The sequence below is a fragment of the Desulfuromonas versatilis genome (assembly GCF_019704135.1).
Taxonomy (GTDB): domain Bacteria; phylum Desulfobacterota; class Desulfuromonadia; order Desulfuromonadales; family NIT-T3; genus Desulfuromonas_A; species Desulfuromonas_A versatilis.
In genome coordinates this window covers 816499-829805 of sequence record NZ_AP024355.1, presented here as the reverse complement: position 1 = coordinate 829805, position 13307 = coordinate 816499, and the positions used below count along the sequence as shown (strand labels likewise).

General features: G+C 65.2%; 11 protein-coding genes. 2 read left to right on the top strand and 9 right to left on the bottom strand.

The window, feature by feature from the left end; translation table 11 throughout:
- Positions 1-1680, bottom strand: coding sequence for an ExeA family protein (locus tag DESUT3_RS03620; RefSeq protein ID WP_221251107.1), 1680 nt, complete (start codon positions 1678-1680; stop codon positions 1-3).
- Between the two features lie 115 nt (positions 1681-1795).
- Positions 1796-2389, bottom strand: coding sequence for a MarC family protein (locus DESUT3_RS03615; protein WP_221251106.1), 594 nt, complete (start codon positions 2387-2389; stop codon positions 1796-1798).
- A gap of 233 nt (positions 2390-2622) precedes the next feature.
- On the opposite strand from DESUT3_RS03615, the gene DESUT3_RS03610 reads away from it, so the two are divergent.
- A complete protein-coding gene (locus DESUT3_RS03610) occupies positions 2623-3696 on the top strand; it encodes an AI-2E family transporter (RefSeq protein ID WP_221251105.1) in 1074 nt (357 codons plus the stop codon).
- Between the two features lie 118 nt (positions 3697-3814).
- On the opposite strand, the gene DESUT3_RS03605 is transcribed toward DESUT3_RS03610, so the two are convergent.
- The 7 genes from DESUT3_RS03605 to DESUT3_RS03575 all read right to left on the bottom strand — a co-directional run bounded on the left by DESUT3_RS03605 (position 3815) and on the right by DESUT3_RS03575 (position 12155).
- Complete coding sequence (locus tag DESUT3_RS03605) at positions 3815-5671, bottom strand: solute symporter family protein (RefSeq protein WP_221251104.1); 1857 nt, start codon at positions 5669-5671, stop codon at positions 3815-3817.
- A gap of 21 nt (positions 5672-5692) precedes the next feature.
- Entirely contained in the window at positions 5693-5995 is a 303-nt protein-coding gene (locus DESUT3_RS03600; RefSeq protein ID WP_221251103.1) for a DUF485 domain-containing protein, read from the bottom strand.
- Positions 5996-6324: 329 nt separating this feature from the next.
- Positions 6325-6783 (bottom strand): hypothetical protein, encoded by a 459-nt coding sequence (locus DESUT3_RS03595; RefSeq protein ID WP_221251102.1) that lies wholly within the window; start codon positions 6781-6783, stop codon positions 6325-6327.
- 380 nt (positions 6784-7163) lie between these two features.
- Complete coding sequence (gene tatC / locus DESUT3_RS03590; RefSeq protein WP_225911609.1) at positions 7164-8021, bottom strand: twin-arginine translocase subunit TatC; 858 nt, start codon at positions 8019-8021, stop codon at positions 7164-7166.
- 180 nt (positions 8022-8201) lie between these two features.
- Complete coding sequence (locus DESUT3_RS03585) at positions 8202-9497, bottom strand: TRAP transporter large permease (RefSeq protein WP_221251101.1); 1296 nt, start codon at positions 9495-9497, stop codon at positions 8202-8204.
- A gap of 61 nt (positions 9498-9558) precedes the next feature.
- On the bottom strand, positions 9559-11616 hold the full coding sequence (locus DESUT3_RS03580) for a sodium-translocating pyrophosphatase (RefSeq protein ID WP_221251100.1): 2058 nt from the start codon (positions 11614-11616) through the stop codon (positions 9559-9561).
- 164 nt (positions 11617-11780) lie between these two features.
- A complete protein-coding gene (locus DESUT3_RS03575; protein ID WP_221251099.1) occupies positions 11781-12155 on the bottom strand; it encodes a hypothetical protein in 375 nt (124 codons plus the stop codon).
- 265 nt (positions 12156-12420) lie between these two features.
- On the opposite strand from DESUT3_RS03575, the gene DESUT3_RS03570 reads away from it, so the two are divergent.
- Positions 12421-13293 (top strand): TerC family protein, encoded by an 873-nt coding sequence (locus tag DESUT3_RS03570; RefSeq protein WP_221251098.1) that lies wholly within the window; start codon positions 12421-12423, stop codon positions 13291-13293.
- Positions 13294-13307 lie beyond the last annotated feature (14 nt).

The window sequence follows — 13307 nt, the reverse complement described above, 5'->3', positions numbered from 1 at the left end:
CTATTCCTCTCGCGGGGCCAAAAGTTTCGGAATCCGCGGGTCGAGGGCCGCGTTGAGCCGGATCAGGGTGTTGGTTCCCAGGATACCGTCGGGCTCCAGCCCTTCTCGAAGCTGGAAGGCCTTGAGCTCGGCGAGCAGCGGCCCTTCGAGAATCGGATCGCGGCGGGCATCGGGAGCCCGGTTGTAAATGCGCGCCAGCTGCTCGTCGAGCCAGGCCACCTCCGGGCCCCGGCCACCGGGGGCGACCAGGCGGCGATAGTTGCCGGGGACGCGCCAAAGCAGGGAGAACTCGCCGAACCAGATCGATTCCAGGTCGCGCACCGAGACGACGCGGGTCTCCGGCCCCAGGGCGAACGTCGCCCGGTCCCCCCGCAGGGAGACCAGGGTGGCGAAAAACTCCTCGCCCGGGGCACTGACCACCCGCAGCACCGCCGGCAGGTCGAGCTGCCGCAGGCTGCCCAGGCTGCCGCGACGGTGCAGGCAACGCATCCCCAGGCTTTCGGCATGGTCGCAGGCGTTGCCGTCGGCGCCCTGGTATTCCATCCCCCAGGCCTGGAACAGGCTCTCGAAGGCCAGGGTTTTGCTCTGCTCGATGGGAAGCTCGGCCGGCCAGGAAAGCGGTTTTTCGGAGGCATCGCCGGCGCCGGCTGCGACGATGACCAGGGCCCCCGGCTCGCCTTCGGCGGCGGCCTGGGGCGGGTCGGCCGCAGGCTCGGGGAGCGGCGCCGCGGGCCCCTGTTGGGCCGGCTTCAGAGCCGCGGAAAGCAGCTCGGGGCGAAAGTAGAGGGTCGCCAGGCCGAGGACCGCCGCCACCAGAATCACCCCCGCAGCCAGCCAGCGCACCGGCAGGGTCAGACGCGGGGGGGACTGCATCTCGCCCAGCACCTCGCGGGCCGCCTGACGCAGGGTCCGGCGGTTGACTTCGCCCTCCCCCTTGACGTAAGCCCCCAGCAGAGCCCGGTCGCAGAGGACGTTGATCAGCCGGGGGACTCCCCCGGTCAGCTTGTGCAGGCGGTCGAGGGTGGCGGGGGGGAAAAGCTGGCTGCGCAGCCCGGCGACCGCCAGCCGGTGGTTGACGTAGGTGCCCACCTCCTTGCGGGAGAGGGGGCCGAGGTGGTAGCGGGCGGTGATGCGCTGGGAGAGTTGCCGCAGGTCCGGCCGCGCCAGCAATTGCAGCAGTTCGGGCTGGCCGAGCAGGATGATCTGCAGCAGCTTGCGCTGGCTGGTCTCCAGGTTGGTCAGCAGGCGCAACTGCTCGAGGACATCGGGGCTGAGGTTCTGCGCCTCGTCGATGACCAGCACGGTCTTGCGGCCGCGGCCATGGGCATCGAGCAGGTAAGCGTTGATCCGGTCGACGAAGACCTTGATGCTGGAGTTCCCCTCGGGAAAGGCGATGCCGAGGTCGTCGCAGATGGTGGCGAGCAGTTCCGCCGAGGTCTGCTTGGGGTTGATGACGTAGGCGACCTCGACATCCTCGGGCAGCTGCTCCAGCAGGCAGCGACAGACCGTGGTCTTGCCGGTGCCCACCTCGCCGGTCAGCAGCACGAACCCCCCGTCACTGCTCACCCCGTAGAGCAGGTGCGCCAGCGCCTCGCGGTGCGCTTCGCTCATGTACAGGTAGCGGGGGTCCGGGGCGATGGAGAAGGGGGTTTCGGCAAGACCGAAATATTCGTTGTACATCGGCGATCCGTCGGTGGCAGGGCTGAAAGGTTTCAGCGGATATTCCAGGCCCTAATGATAACGACTCGGGCGGAATCCTGCAACAGCTTCGCCAAGACCATGAAGAGCGAGGGCCTCAGGCCAGAAAATTCTTTACCCCGGTAAAGAAGATCTGCGCGGCGATGGCCGAGACGAACAGACCGGTGAGCTTGGTGAGGATCACCAGCCCCTGCTGGCCGAGCAGCTTCTCCATCCGGCCGGCAACCCGCAGCAAGCCGCCCACCGAGAGCACCGCGCAGAGCAGGGCCGCGCTGGCGACGATCTTCTCCGGCATGGTCTTGAGGCTGGCGCCCATGACCAGCAGCGCGCCGATGGTCCCCGGGCCGACGGTGATGGGGATGGCCAGGGGCACCACCGCCACCTCCTGCTCGGAGTCGCCGGGGGAGACGCTGGCCTTGCCCTGGATCATGCCGATGGCCGAGAGAAACAGCACCGCCCCGGCGCCGATGCGGAAGGCGTCAAGGGTGATGCCGAACAGATCGAAGATGTAGCGGCCGAAGACGTAGAGCACGAAACAGGTCACCACCACCGCGACGGTGACCTTGGTGGCGGTCTTGCGCCGCTCGGCGGGGCTGTAGTCCCGGGTCATGGACAAAAAGGCCGACATGACGAAAAAGGGGGTGAGGATCATGAACATCTTGAGATAGACGTTGATGAAGGTGGTCAGCATGGTCTTTGTCTCCTCATGGGGGAGGCAGGGCCTCCCTGACGAATCTGTCGGAACCATACTGGAATTTTGCTCCCATTGCAAAGGAAGCCGGAGTTTGCGCCTGGCCGGCGGCGCCCTCCAGCCCCCCGGGCGACTGGCCTGGCCAGCCCGTAACAGGCAGGCGGAATAGTCCTTGCGCCAATAATTTTTCAATGAATAATTGAGGCAAACATTAGCCGACTCCCGGAGCAATCATGGAACGCAAGCTGTTTTTCGCCCTGTTGACCTTTGCCTTTTTGCTGTTCTACCTCAACCTGGTGTTTCAGGTTGTCGCCCCCTTTCTGCGGGTGCTGGCCTGGGCGGCGGTGATCGGCATCCTGACCCGTCCCGTCTACAAAAAGCTGCATGCCTGGCTGCGGGGCAGGGACCTGCTGGCCGCCTGCCTCATGACCCCCGCGGTGGTCCTGACCGTGGTGGTGCCCATGGTGATGATCCTGCTGCTGTTGACCCAGGAAGTCACCCAGATGTACCGGTACCTGGAAGCCGGGCAATTCAAGGAGCAGATCCTCGGCCTCGGCCAACTGACCGCCCATCCTGCCATCGCTCCCGCCTGGGAGAAGCTGCGGCCCTGGCTGGCCCGGGTCGACCTCGACCCCGAGAAGGCCCTCCTGCCTGCGGCGCAGAAGGCGATGGGATTTCTGGCCGGGTATACCACCGAGATCCTCAAGAACTTCTTCCTCTTTCTGCTCAAGATGATGATCCTGGTCATGGCCTTGTTCTTTTTCTACCGGGACGGAAGCCGGATGCTGCAGCGTTTCTGGTCGCTGGTGCCGCTGCGCGAGGAGGACCGGCTGCAGCTCGGGCGCCGGGTCGAGGGGATCCTTTCGGCGGTCATTTACGGCGTGTTCCTGACCTGCGTCGTCCAGGGCACCCTGGGCGGCATCGGCTTCTGGATCTGCGGGCTCCCCTCGCCGGTGCTGTTCGGGGTGCTGATGGCCATTTTCGCCCTGATCCCGATGGTGGGGACCCTGCCGTTCTGGCTCCCCGGGGCGGGCTACCTGCTGCTGCGGGGGGAGATCGCCCTCGGCATATTCCTGCTGTGCTGGGGCGCCTTCCTGGTCAGTTCGGTGGACAACGTCCTGCGCCCGCTGTTCATCAGCGGCCGGGGGAAGATCCCCTTGCTCGTGGTGGTGATCGGGGTTCTCGGCGGCATCGGCGCCTTCGGTTTCGTCGGCGTGGTCCTGGGGCCGCTCATCCTGGCCCTGGCCCTGTTCGTCCTGGACCTGTACCGGGCGGAATTGCTGCCGGCGCCCCGCCAGGGGGAATGACGCCGGACTCGGCCAGGGCGAAAAAAAAGCCCGGGAGTGAAACCACTCCCGGGCCACGGCACTGGGTCGGTGGAGGCCTACGCCCCCCCGGACCCGAGGGAAAGGGCCCCTCGATATCTTAATGATCGACGGCCTTGGAGATGCCGATGCCGGTGTTCTGGCGGACGTAGATCTCGTCGAACATCTCCTCCGAGCGGCGGCTGCGGAAGGCCAGGGCACCGAGGATGGCGGCCATGAAGCCGAGCGGGATGGAGACGATGCCGGGGTTTTTCAGCGTGAACAGCGGCGCGTCCAGGCCCAGCAGCGAGGAGCCGTCCTTGTTCTTCTCATAGTCGGCCATCGCCTTGTCCAGGTCCTTGAGTTCCTTCTCGCTCAGGGCGACCCCGGAAGCCTGTTTTTCCTGCAGCACGCTGACCACCTTCTGGGCGTCGGCGGCGATTTTCTTCGGATAGGTCATGTTCGGCGAAACCAGCACCAGGCCGATGGCCGCCACCGTGCCGACCACCAGGCCGGCGATCACCCCGGCGGTGTTGAACTTGCGCCAGAACAGCGACAGCACCACCACCGGGAGGTTGCCCGAGGAGGCCACGGCGAAGGCCAGGGCCACCAGGTGGGCGACGTTCTGCTTCTCGGCGGCGATGCCGATGATGATCGCCACCGTGCCGACGCACAACGAGGTGATGCGGGCGGCCATGACCTGCTCATGCTGGTCGGCGTGGCCGTCCTTGATGAAGTTGACGTAGATGTCGTGGGCGATGGCTGCCGAGGCGGCCAGCACCAGGCCCGAGACCACCGCGAGGATGGTGGCGAAGGCCACCGCGCAGAGGAAGGCGAGGAAGATGTCGCCGAGACTCGGCGCCACGTCGCCGCCGAGCTTCTGGGCAAGCATCATGGCCGCCATGTTGCCCCCCTTGTCGACGCCCGAGACCGCCTGCGGGCTCAGGTTGATGGCGGCGCCGAAGCCGAGCAGGGTGGTCAGGATGTAGAAGGAGCCGATGATGAACATGGCGATGATGACCGACTTGCGCGCCGCCTGGGCGGTGGGGACGGTGAAGAAACGCATCAGGATGTGGGGCATGCCGGCGGTACCCAGCACCAGAGCCATCCCCAGGGAGATCTGGTCGAGGGGGTTTTTCAGGAACAACCCCGGCTCGAGGAAGCGCTGGCCGTAGTCCATGCCCGCCTCGGGGGTGGGGTGTTTGAGCACCGCCTTCTGTACCCACTCCTGGATGTTGAGGTCGCCGGCGATCTCGGCGAAGAAGCGCAGCGGGTTGAACCCGACTTTGGCCGCCACCAGGATCGCCAGCAGGGTGGCCCCGGTCATCAGCAGGCCGGCCTTGATGATCTGCACCCAGGTGGTGGCGGTCATGCCGCCGAACACCACGTAGACCACCATCAGCGCGCCGACCCCGATGATCGCCACGTTGTAGTTGATCCCCAGCAGCAGCTGCATCAGCTTGCCGGCGCCGACCATCTGGGCGGTCAGGTAGAAGGTCGAAACGGCCACCGTGGAAATGGCGGCCACCGCCCGTACCGGTTTGGGCTCGGTGCGGAAGGAGAGGATGTCGCCCAGGGTGTACTTGCCGGCGTTGCGGCAGGGCTCGGCGACGATCAGCAGCACGGTGATGTAGGCCACCAACCATCCCACCGAGTACATGAAGCCGTCATAGCCGTAGAGGGAGATCAGGCCCGAGATCCCCAGAAACGAGGCCGCCGACATGTAGTCTCCGGCGATGGCCCAGCCGTTCTGGGTGCCGGTGATGCCGCCGCCGGCGGTGTAATAGTCAGCGGCGCTGTGGGTCCGGCGGGCCGACCAGACCACCACGCACAGGGTGACGGCGATGATCGCCAGGAAGAACGGTATGGTGATGTAGGGATTGGCCTTGATGGTCGCGGCCGCGGCCGGGGCCTCGGCGGCCAGGGCCGCCCCTCCCTGGACCAGGGTGATGACGAGTGCTGCAAGCAGGCTTTTCATAGGTCTTCTCCTCACCGTTCTCTATTTGAATTCGTCGACGAGTTCGCGGGTCAGCCGGTCGAATTTCTGGTTGGCCACCCGGGCGTAGTAGATGGCGATCCCCCAGGACACGAAGAACTGGGAGAGGGCGAACAGGTAGCCGAAGTTGATGTTGCCGATGACCTTGACCTTGAAAAGCCCCGGGGTGTAGGCCGCCCCGATGGGGAGAAGGAAATAGAAGAGGGTGGAAAAAGCCCACCAGCCGAACAGAAATACGGTCTTGCGGCGGTGCAGCTCGACGAACTTGGGATGCCGGGCGATGTCCGCCCAACTTTTGGTTTTCATAGCCGTCTGGGTTCCTTTCTGAATGTTGGTTGTTCTGCCCTTTTTCACCCCGGGAGGGCAGAATCCGGTACAACCGATCCTCTTTGCACACGTCTGCTGGCGGCGCTTGACATCACCCCCTTTAAACCAATGCGACCAATTTTTTGATTGAAGCAAGAGCACGGCCCTTCGCAGCTGATCCCTGCCCCCGATATTGGCGCACGAACGGAAATGGTCTGCCCGGAACGCAGGGGACAGCTCCTTTTGCAGCCACCGGCGGTGCATACGCAATTCGGGAAATCGATCAGGAGGTCAGGGGGCCGACCCGGTAGCAGGGCCGTTCAGGTGGATCAGAGAGGGGGGGAGCGAGGAGCGAAGGGAGAGAAGTGAGCAATGGAGAGATAGGAAAAGCTCGCCTCCGGCCAGGGAGGCTTGCTCCGCGGTGCGAGGCATTCGGACTCCAGGCCGGTAAAAGTCTGCAGCAGGACTGGATACGGATCACTGCATGCATCTGCACCCTGATTCCCTCCGGTCGGCTTGACGAAGGGGGCCAGATACTCATCTTCCAGCAGGGAAAGGGCGTGATCCGCCAGGGAGCCGGCAGCCCTTTCGGCGCTCACCGCGGGAACCTGCAGCAGCAGTGCCGCAACCAGCAGCAGGGAAACCGGGACGGCCCCCCCGCGCCACCTGCCCAGTTGCTGGAAAAAGCCGCACAACATACCCTGCCGCCGAGCCTCGAAGAAAATATAAACCTGTTTATAATTCGTGAACAGTCGTACAGGATATCCAACCAGAGCAACTGGACACATTTTTCATCTCCAGCTTTTCCGGCCCCAGATCCCGCACCCACATGGCAAAATTATAATAACCTTGTTATATTTTTTCAACTGCCATTTTTTCAGAAGCCCGCCCGCTGATAATTCCCGCAACGTCATTTCCACCCCAAGGCACCTGCCAACCAGGCGACCACGACTGCCCCGCCGAAAAGTATCCGGTACCAGGTAAAGACGGCGAAGGAGTTGTCGACGAAAAACCGCATCAGCCATCCGATCACCAATATTGACGACGGAAAGAAGCACGGAAACTCCCAGAAGACAACCGGCAGGTTCCGAGGTGCAAGCAAGCTTACCACCCCGGAACGGTCTGCGGGATCGGGAGGTCCTCCAGGGGAATCGACCAGGTTGCGCCCTCAGGCCCCTGTAGCGATGCTGGCCTGTTCCGGGCCGGCGGACCCGGCACCGGGAACCTGCCTGGTTCTGCCGAAGATCCGGGCCCCGAGAATCCCCACCTCGTAGAGCAGCACGAAGGGGATCGCCACCGAGCACTGGGAGATGACATCGGGCCCGGGCGTGACCAGGGCGCCGAAGACGAAAGCGACGATGAGCATGTACTTGCGGTTGCGGCGCAGCCAGGGGGGATCGACCACTCCCATGCGGGCCAGCAGGGAAATCACCACCGGCAGCTCGAAGACCACGCCGAAGGCCAGCAGCATCTTGATCGCCAACCCGAGATAGGCGTCCATGGAGAGCATCGGGGTCACCCCGCCGGCCCCCAGGCCAAAGCGGATCAGCACGGCGAAGATGGTGGGGAAGACGTACCTGAAGCCGAAATAGGCGCCGGCGCCGAAACAGCAGCAGCCCGAGACGACGAAGGTCAGGCCGAGGCGTTTTTCGTGGGCGTAGAGCCCGGGGGCCACGAACAGCCAGAGCTGCCAGAGGATCACCGGCAACGCCGCGAGCAGTCCGGCGAGGGCGGCGAGCTTCAGGTAGGTGAAGAAGGGCTCGGTGGCGGTGAGAAACACCAGCGAACCCTGCGCGGGCAAGGCCGCCCGCACCGGCCCGGCCACCCAGCGGAACATCGGCTCGGCGAAACCGTAGCTGGCGAAAAAAGCCGCCAGCCAGCTGCCCCCGGCGATGATCAGCCGCTTGCGCAGCTCTTCGAGGTGCGTGGTCAAGGGCATCTGCTCCTCGACCTCGGCCGGCCTTTGCCGATCGCCAAGGGCGGGCTGCTGCGCCAGTGCTCGTTCTTGATCTGAATTTACCGCCATGGGCCCTGTCTCCATCCTTTTTCTAATAAATTCCCGTAGCCGTGAAGGGCGCAACTACCCGAGCCAAAGGTGCGGCAGCGGCCGATTTCCCTTTTTTCCCTTTCGGTTTTCCTTCGCGTCCTTCGCGGCTTCGCGTGAGTCTGGTTTTAGCTGTCTTCCCCTATCCGAGGCCCGCCGGCCTCACCCCCCAGGGCCATAGACCAGCCGCGGCAGCAGCAGCACCAGGTCGGGCCAGTAGGTGTAGACCGCCAGCAGGCCGATCTGGATCAGCACGAAGGGGAGCACCGCGCGGCTGACCCAGAGCAGGTCACGGTCGACCACGGCGCTGGCGATGTAGAGGCTGACCCCCAGCGGCGGGGTGCAGTAACCGATGCCGAGGTTGATGGTCATCAGCAACCCGAAGTGCAGGGTGTCGATGCCGTACTGCTGCAGCAGCGGCAGGAAGATCGGGGTCAGGATCAGGGTAGCCGAGATGATGTCCATGAACATGCCGACCACCAGCAGCAGCAGGTTGACCGCCAGCAGAAAGCCCCAGCGGGTTTCGATGCCCCCGACCACGGCGCCCGCCACCTTGTCGGGGATCTGGGCAAAGGTGAGGTATTCGCCGAACACCGAGGCGCCGGCCACGATCACCAGCAGGCTGGCCGAGGTGACCGCCGAGGAGACCACCACGTTTTTCACCTCGGCCAGCCTCATGTCCTTGTGGATGCAGATCTCGACGAAAAAGGCGTAGCAGCAGGCCACCACCGCCGCCTCGTTGGCGGTGAACAGCCCCGAGTAGATGCCGCCGCAGATCAGCACCGGCAGAAACAGGGCCCAGGCGCTCTCGCGCAGTACCGAGCGCAGTTCCGGCAAAGTCGGCCGGGGCCGCCCAGCAATCCCCCGGCGCCGGCAGACCAGCCAGGCATAGGCCGACATGGCGAGGATAATCAGCAGCCCCGGAAGGTAGCCGGTGAGAAACAGCGCCTCGATGGAGTCGTTGGTCACCATGGCGTAGAGGATCATCGAGATCGACGGCGGGATGATGATCCCCAGCACCGGCGCGGTGGTCATGACCCCGACGCTGAAGCGGCGGTCGTAACCGTTCTCGACCAGCGCTGGGATCATCGCCCCGCCGATCGCCACCATGGTCGCCACCGTCGAGCCGGAGATGGCGCCGAAAAAGCCGCAGGCCAGCACCCCGGCCATGGCCAGGCCGCCGGGGAGAAAGCCGACCAGGGTGTTGGCGGTGCGGATCAGCTTCTGCACGATGCTGCCGGTGGTCATGATGTTGCCGCAGAGCACGAAAAACAGCACCACCACCAGGGCGAACTTGTCCATGCTGCGGTAGAGCACTTCCACCGCCACCTGGGGATCGACCCCGGCGGCCCAGACCAGGCCCGCCAGCCCGGCGAAGAACAGGGCCATGAACACCGGGACGGTGGCGGCCATGGCCCCCAGCAGCAGGGCGAAAATGATCATGGGACTGGCTTCCATGGTCTCAGGCCTCCTTCGCCGACGCGCCGTCCGGCCGGCATTGCAGCATGCGAACCTTCATCTAGCCCATCCTGTCCAGCAGTGGAACGATCAGCAGCGAAACCACGTTGATGATCTTGATCATCGGGTTGACCGCCGGGCCGGCGGTGTCCTTGTAGGGGTCGCCCACCGTGTCGCCGGTGACCGCCGCCTTGTGGGCCTCGCCGCCCTTGCCTCCGTGGAAGCCGTCCTCGATGTATTTTTTGGCGTTGTCCCAGGCGCCGCCCCCCGTGGTCATGGAGATGGCGACGAAGATGCCGGTGACGATGGAGCCGACGATGACCCCGCCCAGGGCCTTGGCGCCGAGCAGCCAGCCGACCAGAAGCGGCGCGAGGATCGGGATCAGCCCCGGCAGGATCATCTCCTTGAGCGCCGAGCGGGTGACGATGTCCACGCACTGAGAGTAGTCGGGCCGGCCCGATCCTTCCATGATCCCCTTGATCTCCCGGAACTGGCGGCGCACCTCCTCGACCACCGCCCCCCCGGTCTTGGCCACCGCCTCCATGCACAGGGCGGAAAAGTAGTAGGGGAGCATGCCGCCGACGAACAGCCCGACGATGATCTTGGGGTCGGCCAGGCTGAAGTCGGCCAGGCTGAAGCTCTGGCCGATGGCGGCGAAGTGGACCTGCAGCTCCTGCAGGTAGGAGGTGAACAGGATGATGGAGGCGAGCCCCGCCGAACCGATGGCGTAGCCCTTGGTGACCGCCTTGGTGGTGTTGCCCACGGCATCCAGCGGGTCGGTGACGTCGCGCACCGCCTTGCCGAGCTGGGCCATCTCGGCGATGCCGCCGGCGTTGTCGGTGATCGGCCCGTAGGCGTCCATGGCCACCACGATGCCGGTGAGCGAGAGCATGGAGACCGCGGCGATGCCGATGCCGTAGACCCCGGCGCAGGCGTAGGAGCTGATGATCCCGGCGCAGATCACCAGGATCGGCAGGGCGGTGGATTTTTTCGACAGCCCAAGCCCGGCGATGATGTTGGTGGCGTGCCCGGTCAGCGAAGCCCGGGCGATCTGCCGCACCGGCCCGTAGCCGGTGCTGGTGTAGTACTCGGTGATCCAGAACATGGCCCCGGTCACCGCCAGGCCGACCAGCGAGGCGAAAAACAGGCTGATCGCGCTGAAGCCGCCGAGTCCGGCGGGAAACATGGCCAGGGAGACCAGGTAGAAGATGCCGGCGGCGATCACCCCCGAGGCGACGAGCCCCTGGTAGAGGGCGCGCATGATGTGGCCGCCGCGGCCGAGCCGGACGAAGAAGGTGCTGATCAGCGAGGCGAGGATGGAGATGCCACCCAGGATCAGCGGGTAGCCGACGGCGGCCGGATCATTGAAGGTGATGGCCCCCAGCAGCATGGCGGCGATCAGGGTCACCGCGTAGGTTTCGAACAGGTCGGCGGCCATGCCGGCGCAGTCGCCGACGTTGTCCCCCACGTTGTCGGCGATGACCGCGGGGTTGCGCGGGTCGTCCTCGGGGATGCCGCTTTCGACCTTGCCGACCAGGTCGGCGCCCACGTCGGCCCCCTTGGTGAAGATGCCGCCCCCCAGGCGGGCGAAGATGGAGATCAGCGAGCCGCCGAAGCCGAGCCCGACCAGCTGATTGACGATCTCCTTGATCTCGGCTTCGGGCATCATGATCCGCAGCACCAAGTAGTAGCCGGCCACCGCGAGCAGGCCCAGGCCCACCACCAGCATGCCGGTGACCGCCCCGCCGCGAAAGGCGACCTCCAGGGCCCGGGCCATCCCCGAACGGGCCGCCTCGGCGGTGCGCACGTTGGCCCGCACCGAAACGAACATCCCCACGTAGCCGGCCAGGCCCGAGAGCACGGCACCGACGGCGAAACCGACCGCCGTCTTGAGGCCCAGGGTGAAGGCCAGGGCGAAATAGATCAGCACGCCGACCACGGCGATGATCGAATACTGGCGCCGCATGTAGGCCCCCGCCCCTTCCTGGATGGCGGCAGCGATCTGCTGCATGCGCGCGTTGCCGTGGGGCAGGCGCAGGATCCAGCGGGCCGATAGCAGCCCGTAGCCGATGGCGGCCGCGGCGCAGGCCAGGGAAAACGGTATAGCGTATTGCTGCATGGCGAAAATCTCCTGACAGAGAGGGGAGTGTCCCGGTCGGGGGGGCCGGCCTGTGGCGAAGACAGGCTCGTCCCGACCAGGGACAACCGGCCATTTCCCTGGGTTGCCGGCTCGGCCGGGCTCGGGAAATGACGCTTTTGTTCAGTTGTTGGCGGTAAAGCGGGTCAGGAGAAACGAACGGGGGGAGGACGGGGGGCGCAGGGCTCGGCAAGGAACAGCGAATCGGGCAGTTCGGCCTCGAGGGCGCGGGGCAGGAAGGTGACTTGCCTAGGGGCGGCCGGAACACACAGGGCCAGGATGGGTGGCAGCGATTCGGGGTCACAGGGCAGGCGCTGCTCGAAGGAGGTTTTCTGCAGCGCGGTTGCGGCGGTGGCCAAGGTGGCCACCGGGCGGACCAGGTTCAGGTCGCCGGGCAGCCAGAAGCGCTTGGGCGCGGTAATCCCCAGGGGATTGACCAGCAGGCACAGAACCAGCAGGGCACCAAGCCAGCGGCCAAAGCCCCCGCTCAGGGTCTGCTGTTGGTTAGGGTAGCTCGCCAAGGCTCGCTGCTCGTCGAAAGAAGGGGGAATCCCGCCGGTCCGGGCTGGACGGCAGACGAAAAGCCCCGAGAATGGGGCTTTTTTCGTGGACCTCTACAATAGGACAATCCCTGAAAAAAGTCCATAGCCATAAAAGGAGGAGACCCAACCGCCCGGCAGGGCCCTTTCCAAAAGTCTCGGCTTGGCTTATGATCTGGGCACATTCTCAACTGCTCGCCGCAGGCCACCGCGGCCGGCCCAACCGCTTCCGGAGCGCCCCTTTTCCATGACCTTCGACCTGCTTTCCCGCATCGCCCACGAATTCAGCCTGATCGCCCCCATCGACGCCCTGACCATCGCCACCCTCGCCGCCCTGGAAGGGATCCTTTCGGTGGACAACGCCCTGGTGCTGGCGATCCTGGTACGCAGCCTGCCCAAGGAGCAACAGAAAAAGGCCCTGACCTACGGCATCGTCGGCGCCTTTATTTTCCGCCTGATCGCCCTGCTCTTCGCCGCCCACCTGATGCAGTTCGTCCTCTTCAAGCTGATCGGCGGCGGCTACCTGCTCTACCTGGCGATGAAGCACATGTTCTTCTTCCAGAAAGAGGACGCCCACCAGACCCGGCCGGCCACGGCCCGCAACTTCTGGGCCACGGTGCTGGTGGTGGAGCTGACCGACATCGCCTTCTCCATCGACAGCATCACCACCGCCGTGGCCATGACCGACAAGCTGGCGGTGGTCTGGATCGGCGGCGTGCTCGGCATCATCTTTCTGCGCTTTGCCGCCGGGCTCTTCGTGCGGGTGCTGGAGAAGCTGCCGCGCCTGGAGGACCTGGCCTACCAGCTGATCTTCTTCATCGGCACCAAGCTCGCCCTGGAGGGCTTCCATGTCGAGATCGAGCACGGGATCTTCTGGCTGACCATGGGGATCATCGCCGTGCTCGGCTCTTCGCTGGTCTACCGCGACTACCACCAGCGCAAGACCCGCACCGAATACCACCACCGGCTGCTCGAGCAGCTGGAAAAAGGCGAGATCGCCCCCGCGGAGGTGCTTGCCTTGGAGCACGTTCCCCGCGAGGCCATCGAACTGATGCGCAGCAAAGGCTGGCTGGAGGTGCATGCGCCCGCCTCTCCGGCTCCGCTGGAGCACCGATCCTGACCCGCGGCGTTTTT

What these genes read in the sequence shown, in the direction of transcription:
- tatC (WP_225911609.1), bottom strand. Translation starts at nt 8,021, where the DNA reads ATGGCGGTAAATTCAGATCAAGAACGAGCACTGGCGCAGCAGCCCGCC.
- DESUT3_RS03570 (WP_221251098.1), top strand. Translation starts at nt 12,421, where the DNA reads ATGACCTTCGACCTGCTTTCCCGCATCGCCCACGAATTCAGCCTGATC.
- DESUT3_RS03620 (WP_221251107.1), bottom strand. Translation starts at nt 1,680, where the DNA reads ATGTACAACGAATATTTCGGTCTTGCCGAAACCCCCTTCTCCATCGCC.
- DESUT3_RS03605 (WP_221251104.1), bottom strand. Translation starts at nt 5,671, where the DNA reads ATGAAAAGCCTGCTTGCAGCACTCGTCATCACCCTGGTCCAGGGAGGG.
- DESUT3_RS03580 (WP_221251100.1), bottom strand. Translation starts at nt 11,616, where the DNA reads ATGCAGCAATACGCTATACCGTTTTCCCTGGCCTGCGCCGCGGCCGCC.
- DESUT3_RS03600 (WP_221251103.1), bottom strand. Translation starts at nt 5,995, where the DNA reads ATGAAAACCAAAAGTTGGGCGGACATCGCCCGGCATCCCAAGTTCGTC.
- DESUT3_RS03595 (WP_221251102.1), bottom strand. Translation starts at nt 6,783, where the DNA reads ATGTGTCCAGTTGCTCTGGTTGGATATCCTGTACGACTGTTCACGAAT.
- DESUT3_RS03615 (WP_221251106.1), bottom strand. Translation starts at nt 2,389, where the DNA reads ATGCTGACCACCTTCATCAACGTCTATCTCAAGATGTTCATGATCCTC.
- DESUT3_RS03585 (WP_221251101.1), bottom strand. Translation starts at nt 9,497, where the DNA reads ATGGAAGCCAGTCCCATGATCATTTTCGCCCTGCTGCTGGGGGCCATG.
- DESUT3_RS03610 (WP_221251105.1), top strand. Translation starts at nt 2,623, where the DNA reads ATGGAACGCAAGCTGTTTTTCGCCCTGTTGACCTTTGCCTTTTTGCTG.